The sequence below is a fragment of the Methylobacterium sp. Leaf361 genome, assembly GCF_001424445.1.
GTDB lineage: Bacteria > Pseudomonadota > Alphaproteobacteria > Rhizobiales > Beijerinckiaceae > Methylobacterium.
The window spans coordinates 79,873-95,085 of record NZ_LMPY01000003.1; the positions used below are offsets into that span (position 1 = coordinate 79,873).

22 protein-coding genes are annotated in these 15,213 nt (G+C 73.3%); 10 read left to right on the top strand and 12 right to left on the bottom strand.

Going from position 1 to position 15,213, the window contains the following annotated elements; genetic code table 11:
* Positions 1–97: 97 nt before the first annotated feature.
* Positions 98–1,030 carry an ABC transporter substrate-binding protein gene (locus tag ASG32_RS03990; protein ID WP_056522880.1) on the bottom strand — a complete coding sequence of 311 codons (933 nt, stop codon included), beginning with the start codon at positions 1,028–1,030 and terminating at the stop codon, positions 98–100.
* A gap of 443 nt (positions 1,031–1,473) precedes the next feature.
* Between ASG32_RS03990 and ASG32_RS03995 the strand changes: the two genes are divergently transcribed.
* The gene (locus tag ASG32_RS03995) at positions 1,474–1,689 is read left to right on the top strand and encodes a hypothetical protein (protein ID WP_056522883.1); all 216 of its coding nucleotides are present in this window, start codon (positions 1,474–1,476) and stop codon (positions 1,687–1,689) included.
* A 16-nt stretch (positions 1,690–1,705) separates the two neighbouring features.
* Here the strand turns inward: ASG32_RS03995 and ASG32_RS04000 are convergent, their stop codons facing one another.
* The 6 genes from ASG32_RS04000 to ASG32_RS04025 all read right to left on the bottom strand — a co-directional run bounded on the left by ASG32_RS04000 (position 1,706) and on the right by ASG32_RS04025 (position 6,784).
* Positions 1,706–3,181 carry a protein adenylyltransferase SelO gene (locus ASG32_RS04000; RefSeq protein ID WP_056522885.1) on the bottom strand — a complete coding sequence of 492 codons (1,476 nt, stop codon included), beginning with the start codon at positions 3,179–3,181 and terminating at the stop codon, positions 1,706–1,708.
* 218 nt (positions 3,182–3,399) lie between these two features.
* Positions 3,400–4,458 (bottom strand): phosphatase PAP2 family protein, encoded by a 1,059-nt coding sequence (locus tag ASG32_RS04005; RefSeq protein WP_056522887.1) that lies wholly within the window; start codon positions 4,456–4,458, stop codon positions 3,400–3,402.
* Between the two features lie 119 nt (positions 4,459–4,577).
* A complete protein-coding gene (locus ASG32_RS04010; protein ID WP_020090990.1) occupies positions 4,578–4,838 on the bottom strand; it encodes a hypothetical protein in 261 nt (86 codons plus the stop codon).
* 191 nt (positions 4,839–5,029) lie between these two features.
* Positions 5,030–5,560 carry a MucR family transcriptional regulator gene (locus ASG32_RS04015; RefSeq protein WP_056522889.1) on the bottom strand — a complete coding sequence of 177 codons (531 nt, stop codon included), beginning with the start codon at positions 5,558–5,560 and terminating at the stop codon, positions 5,030–5,032.
* Positions 5,561–5,921: 361 nt separating this feature from the next.
* Complete coding sequence (locus tag ASG32_RS04020) at positions 5,922–6,224, bottom strand: hypothetical protein (RefSeq protein WP_056522891.1); 303 nt, start codon at positions 6,222–6,224, stop codon at positions 5,922–5,924.
* A gap of 134 nt (positions 6,225–6,358) precedes the next feature.
* A complete protein-coding gene (locus ASG32_RS04025; protein WP_056522893.1) occupies positions 6,359–6,784 on the bottom strand; it encodes a hypothetical protein in 426 nt (141 codons plus the stop codon).
* Between the two features lie 96 nt (positions 6,785–6,880).
* Here ASG32_RS04025 and ASG32_RS04030 point away from each other — a divergent pair, with 96 nt between their 5' ends.
* Together ASG32_RS04030 and ASG32_RS04035 are read left to right on the top strand one after the other, a co-directional pair.
* Positions 6,881–7,639 (top strand): CDP-diacylglycerol diphosphatase, encoded by a 759-nt coding sequence (locus ASG32_RS04030; protein WP_056523191.1) that lies wholly within the window; start codon positions 6,881–6,883, stop codon positions 7,637–7,639.
* Positions 7,640–7,732: 93 nt separating this feature from the next.
* On the top strand, positions 7,733–8,062 hold the full coding sequence (locus ASG32_RS04035) for a hypothetical protein (RefSeq protein WP_244491794.1): 330 nt from the start codon (positions 7,733–7,735) through the stop codon (positions 8,060–8,062).
* A gap of 43 nt (positions 8,063–8,105) precedes the next feature.
* On the opposite strand, the gene ASG32_RS34340 is transcribed toward ASG32_RS04035, so the two are convergent.
* Entirely contained in the window at positions 8,106–8,273 is a 168-nt protein-coding gene (locus tag ASG32_RS34340) for a hypothetical protein (protein ID WP_020090984.1), read from the bottom strand.
* Between the two features lie 154 nt (positions 8,274–8,427).
* Here ASG32_RS34340 and ASG32_RS04040 point away from each other — a divergent pair, with 154 nt between their 5' ends.
* Positions 8,428–8,673: a hypothetical protein gene (locus ASG32_RS04040; protein ID WP_199866075.1), complete on the top strand. Its 246-nt coding sequence runs from the start codon at positions 8,428–8,430 to the stop codon at positions 8,671–8,673.
* 15 nt (positions 8,674–8,688) lie between these two features.
* On the opposite strand, the gene ASG32_RS04045 is transcribed toward ASG32_RS04040, so the two are convergent.
* Positions 8,689–8,877 carry a hypothetical protein gene (locus ASG32_RS04045; RefSeq protein WP_020090982.1) on the bottom strand — a complete coding sequence of 63 codons (189 nt, stop codon included), beginning with the start codon at positions 8,875–8,877 and terminating at the stop codon, positions 8,689–8,691.
* A gap of 168 nt (positions 8,878–9,045) precedes the next feature.
* A complete protein-coding gene (locus ASG32_RS04050) occupies positions 9,046–9,309 on the bottom strand; it encodes a hypothetical protein (protein ID WP_026604594.1) in 264 nt (87 codons plus the stop codon).
* Positions 9,310–9,526: 217 nt separating this feature from the next.
* Between ASG32_RS04050 and ASG32_RS04055 the strand changes: the two genes are divergently transcribed.
* The 4 genes from ASG32_RS04055 (at position 9,527) to ASG32_RS04070 (ending at position 11,115) form a co-directional block, all read left to right on the top strand.
* Entirely contained in the window at positions 9,527–9,916 is a 390-nt protein-coding gene (locus ASG32_RS04055) for a hypothetical protein (protein WP_056522900.1), read from the top strand.
* Between the two features lie 21 nt (positions 9,917–9,937).
* A complete protein-coding gene (locus ASG32_RS04060) occupies positions 9,938–10,138 on the top strand; it encodes a hypothetical protein (protein WP_056522902.1) in 201 nt (66 codons plus the stop codon).
* 65 nt (positions 10,139–10,203) lie between these two features.
* Complete coding sequence (locus ASG32_RS04065) at positions 10,204–10,509, top strand: hypothetical protein (RefSeq protein WP_056522904.1); 306 nt, start codon at positions 10,204–10,206, stop codon at positions 10,507–10,509.
* Between the two features lie 360 nt (positions 10,510–10,869).
* Positions 10,870–11,115, top strand: coding sequence for a hypothetical protein (locus tag ASG32_RS04070; RefSeq protein WP_056522906.1), 246 nt, complete (start codon positions 10,870–10,872; stop codon positions 11,113–11,115).
* A gap of 54 nt (positions 11,116–11,169) precedes the next feature.
* On the opposite strand, the gene ASG32_RS04075 is transcribed toward ASG32_RS04070, so the two are convergent.
* Both ASG32_RS04075 and ASG32_RS04080 read right to left on the bottom strand, forming a co-directional pair.
* The gene (locus tag ASG32_RS04075) at positions 11,170–11,910 is read right to left on the bottom strand and encodes a DUF4336 domain-containing protein (protein WP_056522908.1); all 741 of its coding nucleotides are present in this window, start codon (positions 11,908–11,910) and stop codon (positions 11,170–11,172) included.
* Between the two features lie 103 nt (positions 11,911–12,013).
* The gene (locus ASG32_RS04080; RefSeq protein WP_020090974.1) at positions 12,014–12,598 is read right to left on the bottom strand and encodes a YgjV family protein; all 585 of its coding nucleotides are present in this window, start codon (positions 12,596–12,598) and stop codon (positions 12,014–12,016) included.
* Between the two features lie 646 nt (positions 12,599–13,244).
* On the opposite strand from ASG32_RS04080, the gene ASG32_RS04085 reads away from it, so the two are divergent.
* Positions 13,245–14,219 (top strand): methyltransferase, encoded by a 975-nt coding sequence (locus ASG32_RS04085; RefSeq protein ID WP_056522910.1) that lies wholly within the window; start codon positions 13,245–13,247, stop codon positions 14,217–14,219.
* Positions 14,216–15,163, top strand: a complete 948-nt coding sequence (gene egtD / locus ASG32_RS04090; protein ID WP_056522913.1) for an L-histidine N(alpha)-methyltransferase — start codon at positions 14,216–14,218, stop codon at positions 15,161–15,163. The genes ASG32_RS04085 and egtD overlap by 4 nt, the downstream gene beginning before the upstream one ends.
* Positions 15,164–15,213: the final 50 nt, after the last annotated feature.

Here is a 15,213-nt window from a genome sequence, read left to right on the forward strand (position 1 = left end):
TGCCGGCGGAGCCCCGGCTTGTCGACGCGGGATCCCGCGGGCCGCGGACGGCTCCGCCGGTGAGGGCGCGTCGCGCCGCGCTGCCCGCGCGGCCGGCTCACCGCACGAACCCGTTCTGGCGGAGGAAGTCCGCCGCGACCGCGGAGGCCGGCTCGCCGCCGATCTGGACCCGGCCGTTGAGATCCCGGAGCGTGGCCAGATCGAGCCTGCGGAAGATCGGGTTCAGCACCGCGGCGATCTCCGGATGGGCCTTGAGGACCGCGCCGCGGACCACCGGCGCCGGCTGGTAGACTGGCTGGACGCCCTTGTCGTCGTCCAGCATGACGAGGCGCGCGACCGCCATGCTGCCGTCGGTGCCGAACACCATGGCGGCGTTCGTGCCGGAGGTGCCCCGCGCCGCCGCCGCGATCGTCGCGGCCGTGTCGCCGCCGGCCAGAATGACGAGCTGGTCCGGCCGGAGGGTGAAGCCGTAGGCCCGGCCGAAGGCCGGCAGCGCCCCCGGGCTGGTCACGAATTCCGAGGAGGCGGCGAGCTTGATCGCGCCGCCGCCCGCCACGTAGCGGCCGAAGTCGCTCATGGTCCTCAGGCCCGCGGCCCGCGCGATCTCCTCGCGCACCGCGATCGCCCAGGTGTTGTTGGCCGAGGCGGGCGTCAGCCAGACGAGGTCGTTGGCCGCGCGATCCAGGTCCCGGGCCGTGCGGTAGGCCGCCTCCGGGTCCTTCCAGACCGGGAGATCGGCCTTCCCGAAGAAGAACGCCGCGTTGCCGGTGTATTCGGGATAGATGTCGATCTGCCCCTCGATCAGGGCCTGGCGGACGATCGCGGTGGCGCCGAGCTGGATCTTGTCGACGGTCGGCAGGCCCCGGGCCTGGAGCGCCTGCAGGATGATGTTCCCGAGCACCCCGCCCTCCGTGTCGAGCTTGGAGGCGACGACGATCCCGGCCGCCGGCGCGCCGGGCGCGGGCGCGCACTGGGCGGCCAGCAACGCGAGCCCTGCCGCGACGAGCCCTGCCCGGATCCGCTTCACCATGCCCTCCAGGTCTGCCCCGCGCTCCGTCGGTCCGGTCGGGCGCACGCCGTCCGAGATTTAGGGCCGGTCCCGATCAAGTTGAGGCGGAGGCGCACCGAGCCTGTGCCGCACGGGAGAGGGGGCAGGGCGCGACTGACTCCGCCCGAATCGTCGTCCGTCGAGACCGCTGCGACACGCTCGGGAACAGCTTTCGGGCCGGCGCCGCAGTGTGATTCGGTGCCCGAACCCGGTCGACAGCCGCGTCTTTCGAACCGGATCGCTCCGGCGTCGCGGGCCGCGCGACCCCCGCGAAGACCTGCGCGCCCGGCGCGTCCAACCGGGGCCGTATCAAATCAACACATTCCCGTTAACGTTGTTTAACCTTTACACGATCCTTCCGCGAACGATCCTGGCTTTGGCGATATAATCTTGAGTACATGCTTTGTGTCGAAAGGAGGGGGGATATGTCGTATTCGATTCTGGTTCGCGATCTCACCCGCGAGACCGACGGTACTCCCAAACTTCTGGCCTACGACATTCACGACCGCTCGGCGGCCGAGACTCTCGTGTCGGTGATCGCCACTTCGTACCAGGATCACGGTTTCAATCCAGCGACCCGCGTCCACTGGTTTCGCCACGCGGGCGGGCTGCGCGAGATCTTCACGTGGCCGCGGTCCTGACCGGCGGCGCGCGGGCTCAGGTGCCGCAGAAGGTCCGGTAGCCGACGCCGCCGCCCGCGGGCGCCTCCGCGAAGGCGGCGTGGTCCGGCTGGTCGTCGTAGGGGCGGGCCAGGACGGCGAGGAGCGTCGCGAACGGCGCGAAGTCGTCCCGCTCCACGGCGGCCTCGATCATCGCCTCGACCCGGTGGTTGCGCGGGATGAAGGCCGGGTTCTCCCGGCGCATCGCGGCGGCGGTCTCGACCGGGTCGCGTGCCTCCTGCGCCAGCCGCGCGCACCACGCGGCCGCCCAGGCATCGTAGCGCGTCGGGTCGACGAACAGGTCGCGCACGGCGGCGTCGGCCTCAGGCCGCGCCGCCGCGTCGCAGAGCCGGCGGAACGTCAGGGTGAAGTCGGCCTGGTTCTCGGCCATGCCCTTGAGGAGGTCGCCCGCCAGCTCGGCGTCGCCGTCGCGGGTCTCGGCGAGGCCGAGCTTGCGGGCGAGGCCGCCGTGATAGGCCGCCTCGAAGCGCGGCGCGAAGGTGGCCAGCGCCGCCTCGGCCTCGGCGACGGCGGCGTCCTCGCCCTCGGCGAGGAGCGGCAGCAGGGTCTCGGCGAGGCGGGTCAGGTTCCAGAGCGCGATCCGCGGCTGCTGGCCGTAGGCGTAGCGGCCGTTGCGGTCGATGGAGCTGTAGACCGTCCGGGGATCGTAGGCGTCGAGGAACGCGCAGGGCCCGTAATCGATCGTCTCGCCCGCGACCGACATGTTGTCGGTGTTCATCACACCGTGGACGAAGCCGACGTGCAACCAGCGGGCGACGACGGCCGCCTGGGCCGCGACGACGCCCTCCAGCAGCGCCCGGTAGGGATTGCCGGCCCCGGCCGCGTCCGGATGGTGCCGGGCGACGACGTGGTCGGCGAGCGCCCGCAGCCCCTCGACGTCGCCCCGCGCCGCGAAGAACTGGAAGGTGCCGACCCGGATGTGGCTCGCCGCCACGCGCGTGAGGACCGCGCCCGGCAGGAGCGTCTCGCGCACCACCGGCTCGCCGGTCGTCACGGCGGCGAGGGCCCGGGTGGTCGGGATGCCGAGCGCCGCCATGGCCTCGCTGACGAGGTACTCGCGCAGGACCGGGCCGAGCGCCGCCCGCCCGTCGCCCCGCCGGGAGAACGGCGTCGGGCCCGCGCCCTTCAGCTGGATGTCGCGGCGGCGCCCGTTCCGGTCGACGATCTCGCCGAGCAGGACCGCGCGGCCGTCGCCGAGCTGGGGCACGAACTGGCCGAACTGGTGCCCGGCATAGGCCGCGGCGATCGGGTCGGCGCCGTCCGGGACCGCGTTCCCCGCGAGCGCGGCGACGCCGTCCGGGCCGGCGAGCCAGTCCGGATCGAGACCGAGCTCCTCGGTGAGCGCGCGGTTCAGCCGGACGAGGCGCGGCGCCGCCACGGGCGTCGGCGGCTGGCGGGCGTAGAAGCGCTCCGGCAGGCGGGCGTAGCTGTTGTCGAAGGGGAGTGCCGTCATCGTCGGGATCTATGGAGCGCGGGGTCGGGGGGCAAGCGGGGCCGTCGGGGCCGCGGGATCCGGGCGGTGCCGTCAGCGCCCGTGGGCCTCTCGGACATCGACCGGAGCCGCGCGGCGGCGGAACCGCGGATCGTCCACCGGGTCCGGGTCATCGTCGCGCCTTCCCCGCTCCCTGGCCCATCCGCCGGGCGCGGGGATGTTCGCGGCCCGACCCGTTCTCAGGCGTCGGCGGGCCGGATCGCCTCGAGCGCGTCGATCCTCCGGATGGCGGGATCGCGCCCGGCGGGATCGGCCGTCGACCCGCGCCGCCGGGCGCGGCAGGCCAGGGCCGCGAGGGCCAGGAGGCCGCCCGCCAGCACGTCCGGCAGGTAGTGACCGCCCGACCCGACGGTCGCGACGATCACGGCGGCGTTCAGCAGGACGGCCAGGGGGCCGAGGAGCGGCATCGGCGCCAGCGCCCAGGCCGTGAGGATCGCGAGGCACACGTGGAAGGACGGGAAGGTCGCGAGGCCGCGCAGGTCACCGAGCGCCAGCGTGTGCAGGGTGCCGGCCCGCAGCCGCGCCACCGGCTCCAGGTGCCAGAGCGCGCCGACCGTCTCCAGGGGCTCGGACGGGACGACCCGCGGGGCGTAGTGGGCGTAGGGGCCGAGGGCCGGCAGCAGGGCGGCGAGGACGATCACGCACAGCAGCGTCGCGGAAAACAGCCGGATGTAGGTCCAGAGCCGGCCGAGGCGGCGGGTCGCGCTCAGCGCGATCACCACGAGCCCGACCTGCGGGCCGCTCGAATGGTAGGCGAGCGCCAGCCACCATGACAGCGTCGGGTGCCGCGCCAGGAACGCCACGTGACCGGTCCAGTCGAAGCCGAGGGCGGCCTCGATGCGGGCCAGCGCGGGATCGACGAAGGGCAGCCCGATCCCGGCGGCGAGGAAGTGCAGGACCGCCACCGGCACCGTGAAGGCGATGAGGAACGCGCTCGCCAGGGCCATGCCGCGCAGGGGCGGGTCGGACTTCACCGTGCTCAGGCAGGCGGCGGCGCTCAGCAGGACGAGGACGGCGAGGCCCGCGAGCGCGAAGCCCAGGGGCTCGGCGGCGATCCCGGACGCGGCCATCCAGACGGCGTCGACCGCGACGATCGCCAGGGTCAGGGCCCAGAGACGCGGGTCCGGCGCGGCGATGCCGGTGCTGTGCCGGCGCAGCAGGCGCCACCAGGGACGTGCCGGGTTTCGAGCGCGGACGATGGGCGCGCGGCCGGCGTGAACGGCCCGGTCTGGACGCATGATCCGGCTCACCTCGCCCGACAGGGCCGATGCGCGGCCGGAACGAGGCTCGGCCGCGACGGGGATGTGGCCGCCGGCCGGGGGGGCGGTGGGCGGACAGGGTTGGGGGTGGGGGGACTTTACCGGCCGGTCGTCGGGGCGTCGCCCGTGGCCGGGGGCTTGCCGGTGCCGACCGCGCCCTCCGTCGGCGGCACGGCGGAGGGATGCGTGACGGCCTCCGTCGCGGTCTTGCCCGGGTCCTTCGTGTCGGCTGCCGGCTTCGGCGCGGTCTCGGCCGGTGGCGCCGCCCCGGGGCCGGGCCGATCCTGCGCCCGGGCTGCGGCCGGAAGGGCGGCCAGCGTGGCGGCGGCGAGGACGAGGGCGGGGATCGATCGGGTCAAGCGTGGCTCCGTCGCGCGGTCGGGCGTTCAACCGGCCCAACGGCTGGCCGCAGGGGTCGTTCCGACGCGCGCCGGTCCGGGACCGGCCGGGAGGTGACGGGTGGGTCCGGCGAGGCCGTCCCCGGTCCCGTCATCTCAGGTCCTGGCGCGCGGGGCGCCGGCAGTGCGCGCCGGAGCGCGCGGCCAGGGCCTCACGCCTCCGCGGCGGCCTTCCGGGTCTTGCGGCTCTTGGGAGCCTTCGTGCCGGCGCCGGCCTCCGCCGCGACGGTCTCCGCGGGCTCGCTCCGCTTGGCGGCCGGGCCGCGGCGCTTGTGGCCGAGGCCGGCGTTGCGGGCGAACTCGGCGCGCATCGCCGAGTAGTTGGACGCGGTCGTCGGGTAGTCCGGCGGCAGCCCGTAGCGCTGCCGGTACTGCTCGATCGTCATGCCGTTGCCGGTGAGATGCCGCTTGAGCGTCTTGTACGGCTTGCCGTCGATGAAGCTGATCAGGGCGTCGGGCGTGATCGACTTCTTGATCTGCGCGGGCGTCGCCTTCTTGAATTCGGGCTCCGACGTGACCGTCGTGTGCCCGAGACCGGCCAGCGCGGCGTGGACGCCGGACAGCAGCGACGGGAGGTCGGGAACCGGAACGGAGTTGTTGGCGACATAAGCCGAAACAATATCGGCGGTCAGCTCGACGAAATCGATCGGGTCCTGATGCGGTGCAGGATTGCTATCTTCCATGGGCGCCTCTCACGTGGGAGTGATCCATGAACGTGCATTCGCTTCTCGACAGTCAAGTCCTTATCTGCACGAAGATAACCCATTATGCCTGTTATCTACCGAATGGAGTGGCGAATACCAACATAGATCAGTGGCGCATTTCGTGCCGGATCTTTCGCCCGCCGGCACCCCGATTGCCGGATCCTCGGGCGCCTCCGGCCGTCACCGACCGGCCGGACCGGGCGGGGCTCTTCACAAAGCGTTAACCCTGACCGTGGTCACTGACAGGGTCGCTCCGGCTTTGGGGGTAAGAAGCCGAACGACAGGCGGGCCGAGCCCTGCCCCTCCATGCTCGGCCCGCGCCCTCGCGCCGCGGCGACGCTCAGGCGTTGGCCGCGGTCCCGATCGGCGTGGCGATCGCGCCCCGCGTCCCGGGCGGGATGACGGCCTGCAGGACCCGCGCGGACCCGGCCGCGTAGTCGGCGCGGTAGCTGCGCTCGAGAGTCATCAGGGTGCGCATCGGCGCCTCGGCCAGGTCGAGCAGGCGGGCGTCGCGCCAGCGGAGCTTGGTGAGGCCGGTGCGGCTGAACCACCGCGGCCTCTCTTCCTCGACGAGCAGGACCAGCTTGCCCGTCCACGTCTTGCGGAACCAGAACCGTCCCGTGAGCTTGGCCGCGCCGAACATGCAGCACCTCGCGTGAGAGCCCCTTCAAGGCAACGCGGGTCAAGCTCGGCGGTTTCCGCGCGCGGCCCGTCGTCCGGCACCGGACCGGCGCCGCGGCCATGCGCCGGCGGCAGGGGCGGGACGGCGGACACGGCTCAGCCGCAGGTGCGGTCGCCCAGATCGCGGCCGGCCAGGGTGGTGCCGGCCGCGGTGCCGCCGGCGAGGGCGCGGTCGGCCAGGATCGCGAGCGGGCGGCCGGCCAGGGCGCCGACGAGCCCGGCGGCGGCCTTGATCAGGAAGTCGTCGAACCGGCCGTGGCGGGTCCCGGTGAGGGTCTGGCCGGCTTCCAGGCCGCCGGCCAGGACGACGCTGCCCGCCAGGATCCAGAGCCAGTGCCGCGGGTAGGCCACCGTCATGAGCAGCCCGGCCAGTGCGTAGGCCGCGACGCGCTCGTAGCTGGGATTGGCCGTGACCACCGGGCGGAGGCCGATCGGCACCAGCGTGATCGCGGCGATCAGCGCCACCAGGATCCAGGCCGCGACCCGTATCAGGCCGTGCCACTGCGCGTTCGATCTCAGCATCGCGGAAACGTAACCTCGCGGCGACGGCGGCCGCGTACAACGATGGCGCGCCGCCCGACGTATCATAACGACGGCCGGGGACCGGAACATCTGATCATGCGTGGTACTCTGGTCGTCGCGACCCTTCTCGCCTTCTCGGTGATGCCGGCCGCCATCGCGGCCAATCCGGTGCGGGACGTGCTCTGGGTGGCGCTGCAGGGCTGCGTGCTCGCCAAGAAGGCCGCGGGCCGGAGCTTTCCCTGCCTCGCGGTCGATCTCGGCGACGCGGCGCGCCCGGGAACGGCGGTGCTGCGGGCGCCGGGCCAGCCCACCCACACGGTGGTGATGCCCACCGACAGCGTCTCGGGTATCGAGGCCCCCGTGCTCCAGGGCCCGCGGGGAGCGGCCTACTGGCGGGCGGCGCTCGCGGCCCGGCACTACGTGTCGGACGCGCTGCAGGGTCGCCTGCCCCCCTCCGCGGTGGGCCTGGAGGTGAATTCCGTGGGCGGCCGCAGCCAGGATCAGCTGCACATCCACCTCGACTGCATGCGCCGGAGCGTCACGGCGGCCCTCAAGGCCCACGGCGACGCCGTCGGCGACAGCTGGGCCCCGTTCCCGGTGCCGCTGGCGGAGGTGTCCTACCTCGCCATGCGGGTCCCGGCGGACGCGGTCGCGGCGTTCAACCCGTTCGCCGCTCTGGCCCGCGTGCCGAGCTGGCAGGGCCACCTGCACGACGCGAGCTTCGCGGCGGTGGAGGCCGATCCCGGGGATCCGCGGGGCGGGATGATCCTGCTCGCCTATCGGGAGCCTGAGGCCAGCGCCGAGTACCTGATGGATCACGGCTGCCGGGTGGCGAGGCACGGCCGGGCCGGCTGACCGGCTGACCGGCCGCTGAGCCGAGCCGCGGCCACTGTTGCTGCTACGTTCTATCCCTCGGGGGCACGAATCGGGCATAGAGCGAGCATGCGCATGCCGGTGCTCAGCTTGTCCGCGATGCTCCTCCTGACCACTGGACCTGCGGTTGCGGGGCCGGCCGCCGGAGCCACCGATCCGGCCGAGCTGGAGCGCGCGTGGCACCGCTGCCTGCGGGACGCCACGGGGCATCAGCCGACGGGGCAGAGCCGCGCCGGCGACGAGCGCAACGCCCTCGACGAGTGCAAGGCCCGCGAGGATGCCCTGGTGGCGGCCCTGATGTCCGGCGCGCGCCCGGCGGACGCCCGCACCGGCACGGTGTGGTCACGGACCTGGGCGGCGTTCGTGGAGCCGCTCACCGCGTGGCTCGGCGCGCTGCGGCGCTGAGCGCGTCGCGGTCTCCGCGCCGATCGTGCCGGGTGATACGGCGTCAGGCGCCGCCGATGCCGGTCGTCACCGTGCCGCTGCCCCGGCAATCGGAGCACTGCGCGTCGGCGACCTTGCCGGTGCCGCCACAGGTCCGGCACAGGTTCTCGCCGGTGCCCGGCGTGCCGGGCGGGGCCTCGTCCCCGGGTTTGCGCGGATCGGCCTCGGCCATCGTCAGCCCTCTCCGGACGCCCGTTCCTGACCGGAAAACCGTGTCGGTCCGGCGCTGTTCCTGGTCGCGTGCGTCGTCGAGGCTCGGGGCCGTCCGCGGCGTCGCACCGCGCACGGCCCGGCGAACCGCGGCCCGCGCGGACCGTTGGCCGGCCATGAGCGATCAGACATCCGAGCCGCACCCGGATCCCGTCACCGAGGCGCGCCGACGCGAGATGGCGACCGAGCATCTCCTGTTCGGGACGATGCGGTTCCTGGCGCGGCAGAACCCGGAGCTGCTGAACGAGCTCGAGGGCAGCCTCGTCCACCTGTGGGATACGGTCGAGGGCGAGGCGCGGGACGATGAGGCCGTGCGGACCATCGCCCGGCGCATGCTCAAGGGGCTGCGGGCCGAGCGATGATCGGCCCGGCCCGGCTCACCGCTGGGCGGCGTCGGTCACCTTGATGGTCGGGATCATTGCCACGGCCTGCGCGGTCACGCGGTCGAACGTCTCCCCGGTCAGGCCCCGCTCCGTCGCGAGCTTCCGGATCCGGTCCGCGTGCTGCGAGAGGGTCAGGCCGAAATAGGTCTTCTCTGCCGCCTGTTCGACAGACTCGTTTGCCACGTGTTCACTCCTGTTCATGGTCGGTGAGGCGCGCTGATTTGGGCCAGAGCGGCCGGGGCTTCAACCCCCGGCCGCGGCCACCGCACCCCGGCCATGAATCGCGGTCATGGCCGGGACGCCGTAGGCGCGCGGTCTTGCCGACGCCCTGCAGCCGTCGGTCCGCCGCTATCAGCGGTTGCAGCCAATGCAGATGCCGCGGGTGATCGCGTCGTTGCGCTCCTCGACGGCGTCGCGGCGCTCGATGCTGCCGGTCTCGTTCGGGCCGAGGGCGCCGGGATTGGGCACCGTCTGGCCGGTCGCGGCGGTATGGGGCGCCTTGGCAGTGGTGGCGGGCCCGCCGCCGGTGCCCGTCTGGCTCACCGGGTCGGCCCAGGCGGTGACGGAGGCCAGGGTCAGGGCGGCGGCCATGGCGAGAGTCGCGGATCTGCGCATGTGAAGCTCCCAGCACTGCGTGCGTCGGTCTGTGCGAAACTGACGCACGCGCGCGCGAGAAGTTCCCGCCTTCGCGCGCGATCGGCACCCCGGCGCGAGTCGTTCGGCGGCTGAATGCGGCCGTTCACCTTCGGGCGTAACGGCTAAGCCATTTTGAGAACTGTCTTCGCTTCCGAATTGGGGAATCGTGGTGCTGTAACATTCGGAGGCGTACGTTATGAACCCGACCGTCAAGGCCGTGCTGCTGAACGAGCGGGCCTCTGTGCTCTCGGCGATCGCGGCGCGTCAGGGCACCGTCTCCGACCTCCTCGTGCAGATCAACGGCGTCGAGAACGATATCTGGCGGCTGCGCCACCGCCTCATCGATATCGAGGCGTACCTGGTCGGGCATCGCGTCGAGCTGCCGGATCTCGGCGAAGGGCAGACGGAGAGTGCGGACGTGACGGAGGTTCTCGTTCCGCGCAATGCGCCGCCGCAGGCCCCGACCCGGTCGGTCGAGGTGATCGGCCTGCCGACCTGCAAGCCCCTCGGCGATTTCGTCCGCCCGAAGACGTCCGCGCGGAAGGCCCAGGCGGCCGCCGGGCCCCGCCAGGTCGAGACCGCCTGAGGTCGTCCGGGGATCACGCCCATGCACCGCATCCGCCTGGCCCTTCGGCGGAGGGCCCCCGTGCCGCCGGCGCCGGCGCTGCCCGAGAGCCTGACCCGCTACGTGTCGCCGCCGGCTCCCGAGGTCGGCTTGATCACCGCGCCGCTCCGGGACATCGGCATGGCGCTGCTCGTCGGTGTCGTCGTCGCGCTCGTCGGCGGCCGGATTCTCGAAGCCTGGTAGCCGGTCCTGACTGTGTCCCGGCCATGGCCTATGAGGATCGGTGAGGATCCCGAGGGGGTGGACGGATGGGCAACGGCGACGGCAGCGGCGCGCCGAGCGCGAAGATCGCGGAGGTCCAGCGCCTAGCCACGGCGCTCGCGGCGCGCGTGCGCTACGCGCAGCTGGTAGGCCGCCCGGTCTACGAGGCGCAGATCTCCGCGCTGGTCGGCGCGGCCCGCCTGATGGATGAGGAGAGGGCCCCCTGGCCGCCGATGGTGGAGGAGGTGCTGACCGAGCTCGCCCGCGCGATCGAGGGGACCGAACCCGCCGCGGAAGGCGAGGCGGACGATTCTGGGCGAGACCCGGCGAAGGACGCGCCCGGACAGCCCTGAGCGCACCACTCCCGTCGCCACATCCCCGTCGCCACCCCCGTCGCCACCCTTGTACCGGTCGCCGCGGCGACGCGCCGGGGCGCGAAGGTCTCGGCGAGGCCGAGCCCGATCCCGAACCAAGCCAGCCCGCGGGCCATCTGCCTGTCATCCATCTGCGATCCTGCTCCGCGCGGCCACCGGTCCATGGTTGGCCAACCGGGCGGTTCCGGCCGTGTTCCGGACCGCCGCGAGGCCGGAACTTCGGGGCGAAGGGCTGATTGATCAGTGTGCCGGCACGGAGATCCGCGCCGTCGCCGCAGTGCGACGATCGCCTCCGGTCGCACGCCCTCAACCCGCTCGCGTCGTGAAGGCGATGGCCGCATGATCCTGAGCCTGCAGGCCGTGCAGGTCGCGACCGGCAGCGACGATGCCGAGAGTCAGCTCGTCTTCGCCGACGGGTTCCTGGTCGCGGTCCTGGTCCGTCTCTCGGCGCAGCACGGGGCCGATGCCGGGAAGTGGTTCCTCGAAGCCGGGTTCGGCCCGATCGATCCCCTCGGGCCGCCGCTGTTCGCGGACCTTCCGGCGGCCCGGGCCTGGATCATGCGGCAGCTGATCGCCGCGGCCTGACGGCGGCGACGGCGAAACTCGGGGTGATCCTCGGGGTGATCCTCGGGGTGATCCTCAGGACGGCGTCCCGAGCCAGCGGAGCGAGCGTCGCAGCCGGGCCGCACCGTCCGCCGCGAACCAGAGCCCGTGCGCGAACACGACCCGTTCCGGCGCCAAGCCGACGAGATCCGCGGCCGCCCGCGCGGCGTCGCGCTGCCGGAGCCTGATCACGAGGCGCAGGTAGGGCGGCGGCTCGCCGTGCGGCGGCGTCATGCGGGCGAGGCGCAGGAGCGGACGCAGCAGCGCCGGCATCTTCGCGGGCTCGAGGTTGAGGACGAGGTCGGTGAGGATCAGCGTGCGGCTCGCGCCGTGGAAGAACGCGACTTCCCGGAAGCCGAACCCGCCCGGCACGACGACCTGGCGCAGGTCTGCCGCCCAGTCGGGCGGCGGCGCATCCTCCAGAACCCGGTCGACGCGCAGGCCGGCGCGGCGGACCTGGCGACGCTCGCGGAGGTTTGGGGCTGCCCAGGTCAGGGCCTCCGGACACTGGGTCTGCCAGTCCTTCAGGAAGGTCCAGTGGGCGATGTTGGGCGCGACCAGGTGGCGGATCGGTCCGAGCGCGGCGATCGCGCGGTGCAGGCCCGCGTCGTAGCGCGTGGGGGAGTGCAGCCAGACCGATCCGTCCCCGAGACGGACAACGGTCATCCGGACGGGCAGGGGGATGCCGAGGGCGCGGAGCGGCCCGCTGTCGACGATCCAGACGCCCTCGGCCACTGGCTTGAGCACGTCGAGGGGTGGATAGGTCGCGTCCGGCAAATCCCGCTCTCTTCCTCGGCCGCGGGACGTCACGCGCCCGCTCCCGTGCAACGGCGGGGCCGCGGCGGGTTTCCCGGATCCATCGCCGCAGGCCCGGGGCGTCTCACGCCCGCGCGCAGTCGGGCGCGACCGGCTCCATCGGCGGAACCGGGGCGGCGCGCAGCAGCGCGATCGCGAGACCGAGGATCGTCAGCACGTCGCAGGTCAGTCCGAAGACCGAGCCGACCAGGAGATTGTGCCCGGCCCAGCACAGGGAGGCGCCGAGGAAGAGCTGGCGCATCGCCTGCGGTGCCGCCTGGAGCCGCGCGCCGGTGGCGAGCAGCGAGCCCGCGGCCGCGCAGGCCGACGGCCAGCCGTTCCACGTGGCCGCCGTCAGGCACGCCGCCGCTAGGGTGCTCGCGGCGAAGACCGGCGGCACCCAGCCGCCCCGGCCGGGCGCGCCGACGCAGCGGAGGGAGACGAGGCTCTGCAGCACCGAGATGGCGCACATCGCCGTCCCGGTGAGCGCCCCGAGCGTCAGGTAATGCGCGCCGAAGCAGGCGGCACAGGCCGCCGAGGCCGCGAGGATCCAAGCGCGCCGCGGCATCACCCCCGCAGTAAAGCCCAGGATCAGGCCCAGCGACCCGAACAGATCGAGGTGCGTCGCGGCGGCGGCGGACCAGGAATACAGGAATGATGCGGCGTTCATCGTGCGCGACCGGCCGGCGCGGGGGCGCCGTTTCAGTCGATCGCGCTAGGATCGCACGGTAATCGGATGGTTAACGCCGCCTCCGGCGACGATCGCGACCCGGCGAGCGTGGCCGCGCCGCCGCACCGCGGTCCCGCGCGGCGACCCGCCGTGCCCGCATGTCGGTGGGCCCGATCATCGGTCATTCCGTGTGTCGATCGGCATCATGAGAGTATTCAATCAAAACAAGATATTTAAATTCCGGGATTAACATAGATCATGGGCCGATCCGCGCGTATTGCGCAGGGAACAATGCCTGCGGCCTCCGGTTCTCCGGGCATTCGAGTCGGGACGACACCGCGGCCGGTCGGGCGGGGGTACGCGCGCCCGCTACCGGTGGTGTGAACCGACGCTCCGATGCAGCTTCCCACGTATGACGATCACCATCCCGTCGCCGCGCGGTTCCGGGACTGCATCGGGCCTGGACGACGCCCGCATCTACCTGGCCCTGCTCGCCTTCCTCTGTCGGTACGGCGCGGTACCGCGCGCAGCCGGGCCTGTTCCGGAGCTTCGCGGTGCTGTTCGACCGGGGACGCCCGGCAGGTCGCCGCCGATCGCGCGTCGGGCGCCTTCGTGATGCGCCGGATGGACAGCTGAGGGCCGACCGATGACGCGTTCCGTTCCGATTGCCGCTCCGTTTCCCGCGGACGAGGAGGCGGTGCTGGCGCTGGCGCGCGCCCTGCGCGAGACCGGCTACACCTTCACCACCGTGACCCCGGCCACCCACGCCCACGTCAACGCCCGGCCGCGGCACGCCGAGGCGCGCAGCCTGCGCGACGTGTTCGGTTGGAGCCGGCCGTTCCGCGCCGACCTGGTCCCGGAGCCGATCCTGCGCCTGATGCGGGCGGCCGGCGCCGTGCTCGAGGACGGCCCGCTGCTGCGGCCGACGCTGCGCGTCTCCAGCCTCGACGGCGAGCTGTTCGCCCATTCCGCGTATCCCCCGAGCGCGGCCGACGCGGTGTTCTTCGGGCCCGACACGGCGCGCTTCGCCGCGGCGGTGATCGCGCATCTCGAGGCGCGGTCGCGGCCGGTGCGCCGCGCGGTCGATATCGGCTGCGGCTCGGGCGCGGGCGGGATCTGCGTCGCCAAGAGGGCGCCGGGCGCCGAGGTGGTGCTCGTGGACATCAACCCGGCGGCCATGCGGGCGGCGCGCGTCAACGCCCGGCTCGCCGGGACCGACGGGGTCGATGTCCGCCGCAGCGACCTGCTGCGCGACGTCGAGGGCCCGTTCGACCTCATCGTGTCGAACCCGCCCTTCATGATCGACACGGCGGAACGGGCCTACCGGCACGGCGGCGGCCCCCTCGGGGCCGGGCTGCCGCTCGCGGTGGCCGAGCAGGCGGCCGGGCGGCTCGCGCCCGGCGGCAGCCTCGTCCTGTTCACCGGCGCGGCCATCGTCGACGGGGCGGACCCGTTCCGCGACGCCGTGGCCGACCTCTGCGACCGGGCCGGGCTGGACTGGACCTACCGCGAGTTCGACCCGGACGCGTACGGCGAGGAACTCGCGACGCCCGCCTACGACGCGGTCGAGCGGCTCGCCCTCGTCGTCCTGACCGCCACGCGCCCGGTGACCCGGCCATGACCGACAGCTCGACCGACAGCTCGACCGACACCTTCCTCCGGGACGCCCTCGCGGGCCTCTCCGCCGAGCCGAAGACGCTGCCGGGAAAGTATCTCTGGGACGAGACCGGCTCGGACCTGTTCGACAGGATCTGCCACAGCGCCGACTACTACCCGACCGCGCAGGAGATGACCGTCCTGCCGCAGGTCGCCGCCGACGTGGCGCGCCGGGTGCGGCCGGGGGTGACCGTCGTCGAGTTCGGCAGCGGCGCGAGCCGCAAGATCCGCACGCTCCTCGACGCGCTGCCCGAACCGGCGGCCTACGTGGCGATCGACATCTCCGGGGCGTACCTGGAGGCCGCGATCCGGCGGCTCGCCGCCGATTACCCCGGCATCCCGATGATCCCGGTCTGCGCCGACTACTCGCAGCCGGTCCAGCTGCCGCGAGGGGCCGGGCCGGGGGGCATCCTGGGCTTCTATCCGGGAACGAGCATCGGCAACTTCGACCCGCGCGGGGCCCGGCAGTTCCTCGAGCGCGCGCGCGCCACGCTCGGGCCGAGCCTCTTCCTCGTCGGCGCGGACGGCACCGCCGACCCGGACCGCCTGCAGCGAGCCTACGGGCGCGCCGACGGCCTCATGGCCGCGTTCCACCGCAACATCCTGACGCGGCTGAACCGGGAACTCGGCGCCGATTTCGACAGCGACAATTTCCGGCACGCCGTGCGGATCTGCCCGGACCCGCTGCGGGTCGAGGCCCACCTCGTCGCGACCCGGCCGGCGACCTACCGGCTGGGCGACCGGACCATCGCGTTCGCGGCGGGGGAGAGCGTCCGGACCGACACGTCGCACAAGTACCCGGCGGACGCCTTCCGGGCGCTCGCGGCCGAGAGCGGCTGGCAGCCCCGCGCCCTGTGGACGGGGGAGGCCGGAGATTTCAACCTCCACCTGCTGCAGGCGGAGGCCTGACCCGGCGCGGAACTCTTCTCCCGACACGCTCGCGCGCGCCGGGCCAGTAG

Bases quoted from the DNA above. Each gene is read 5' to 3' on its own strand.
- ASG32_RS03990 (WP_056522880.1), bottom strand. From the start codon at position 1,030: ATGGTGAAGCGGATCCGGGCAGGGCTCGTCGCGGCAGGGCTCGCGTTG.
- ASG32_RS03995 (WP_056522883.1), top strand. From the start codon at position 1,474: ATGTCGTATTCGATTCTGGTTCGCGATCTCACCCGCGAGACCGACGGT.
- ASG32_RS04000 (WP_056522885.1), bottom strand. From the start codon at position 3,181: ATGACGGCACTCCCCTTCGACAACAGCTACGCCCGCCTGCCGGAGCGC.
- ASG32_RS04005 (WP_056522887.1), bottom strand. From the start codon at position 4,458: ATGCGTCCAGACCGGGCCGTTCACGCCGGCCGCGCGCCCATCGTCCGC.
- ASG32_RS04015 (WP_056522889.1), bottom strand. From the start codon at position 5,560: ATGGAAGATAGCAATCCTGCACCGCATCAGGACCCGATCGATTTCGTC.
- ASG32_RS04020 (WP_056522891.1), bottom strand. From the start codon at position 6,224: ATGTTCGGCGCGGCCAAGCTCACGGGACGGTTCTGGTTCCGCAAGACG.
- ASG32_RS04025 (WP_056522893.1), bottom strand. From the start codon at position 6,784: ATGCTGAGATCGAACGCGCAGTGGCACGGCCTGATACGGGTCGCGGCC.
- ASG32_RS04030 (WP_056523191.1), top strand. From the start codon at position 6,881: ATGCGTGGTACTCTGGTCGTCGCGACCCTTCTCGCCTTCTCGGTGATG.
- ASG32_RS04035 (WP_244491794.1), top strand. From the start codon at position 7,733: ATGCCGGTGCTCAGCTTGTCCGCGATGCTCCTCCTGACCACTGGACCT.
- ASG32_RS34340 (WP_020090984.1), bottom strand. From the start codon at position 8,273: ATGGCCGAGGCCGATCCGCGCAAACCCGGGGACGAGGCCCCGCCCGGC.
- ASG32_RS04040 (WP_199866075.1), top strand. From the start codon at position 8,428: ATGAGCGATCAGACATCCGAGCCGCACCCGGATCCCGTCACCGAGGCG.
- ASG32_RS04050 (WP_026604594.1), bottom strand. From the start codon at position 9,309: ATGCGCAGATCCGCGACTCTCGCCATGGCCGCCGCCCTGACCCTGGCC.
- ASG32_RS04055 (WP_056522900.1), top strand. From the start codon at position 9,527: ATGAACCCGACCGTCAAGGCCGTGCTGCTGAACGAGCGGGCCTCTGTG.
- ASG32_RS04060 (WP_056522902.1), top strand. From the start codon at position 9,938: ATGCACCGCATCCGCCTGGCCCTTCGGCGGAGGGCCCCCGTGCCGCCG.
- ASG32_RS04065 (WP_056522904.1), top strand. From the start codon at position 10,204: ATGGGCAACGGCGACGGCAGCGGCGCGCCGAGCGCGAAGATCGCGGAG.
- ASG32_RS04070 (WP_056522906.1), top strand. From the start codon at position 10,870: ATGATCCTGAGCCTGCAGGCCGTGCAGGTCGCGACCGGCAGCGACGAT.
- ASG32_RS04080 (WP_020090974.1), bottom strand. From the start codon at position 12,598: ATGAACGCCGCATCATTCCTGTATTCCTGGTCCGCCGCCGCCGCGACG.
- ASG32_RS04085 (WP_056522910.1), top strand. From the start codon at position 13,245: ATGACGCGTTCCGTTCCGATTGCCGCTCCGTTTCCCGCGGACGAGGAG.
- egtD (WP_056522913.1), top strand. From the start codon at position 14,216: ATGACCGACAGCTCGACCGACAGCTCGACCGACACCTTCCTCCGGGAC.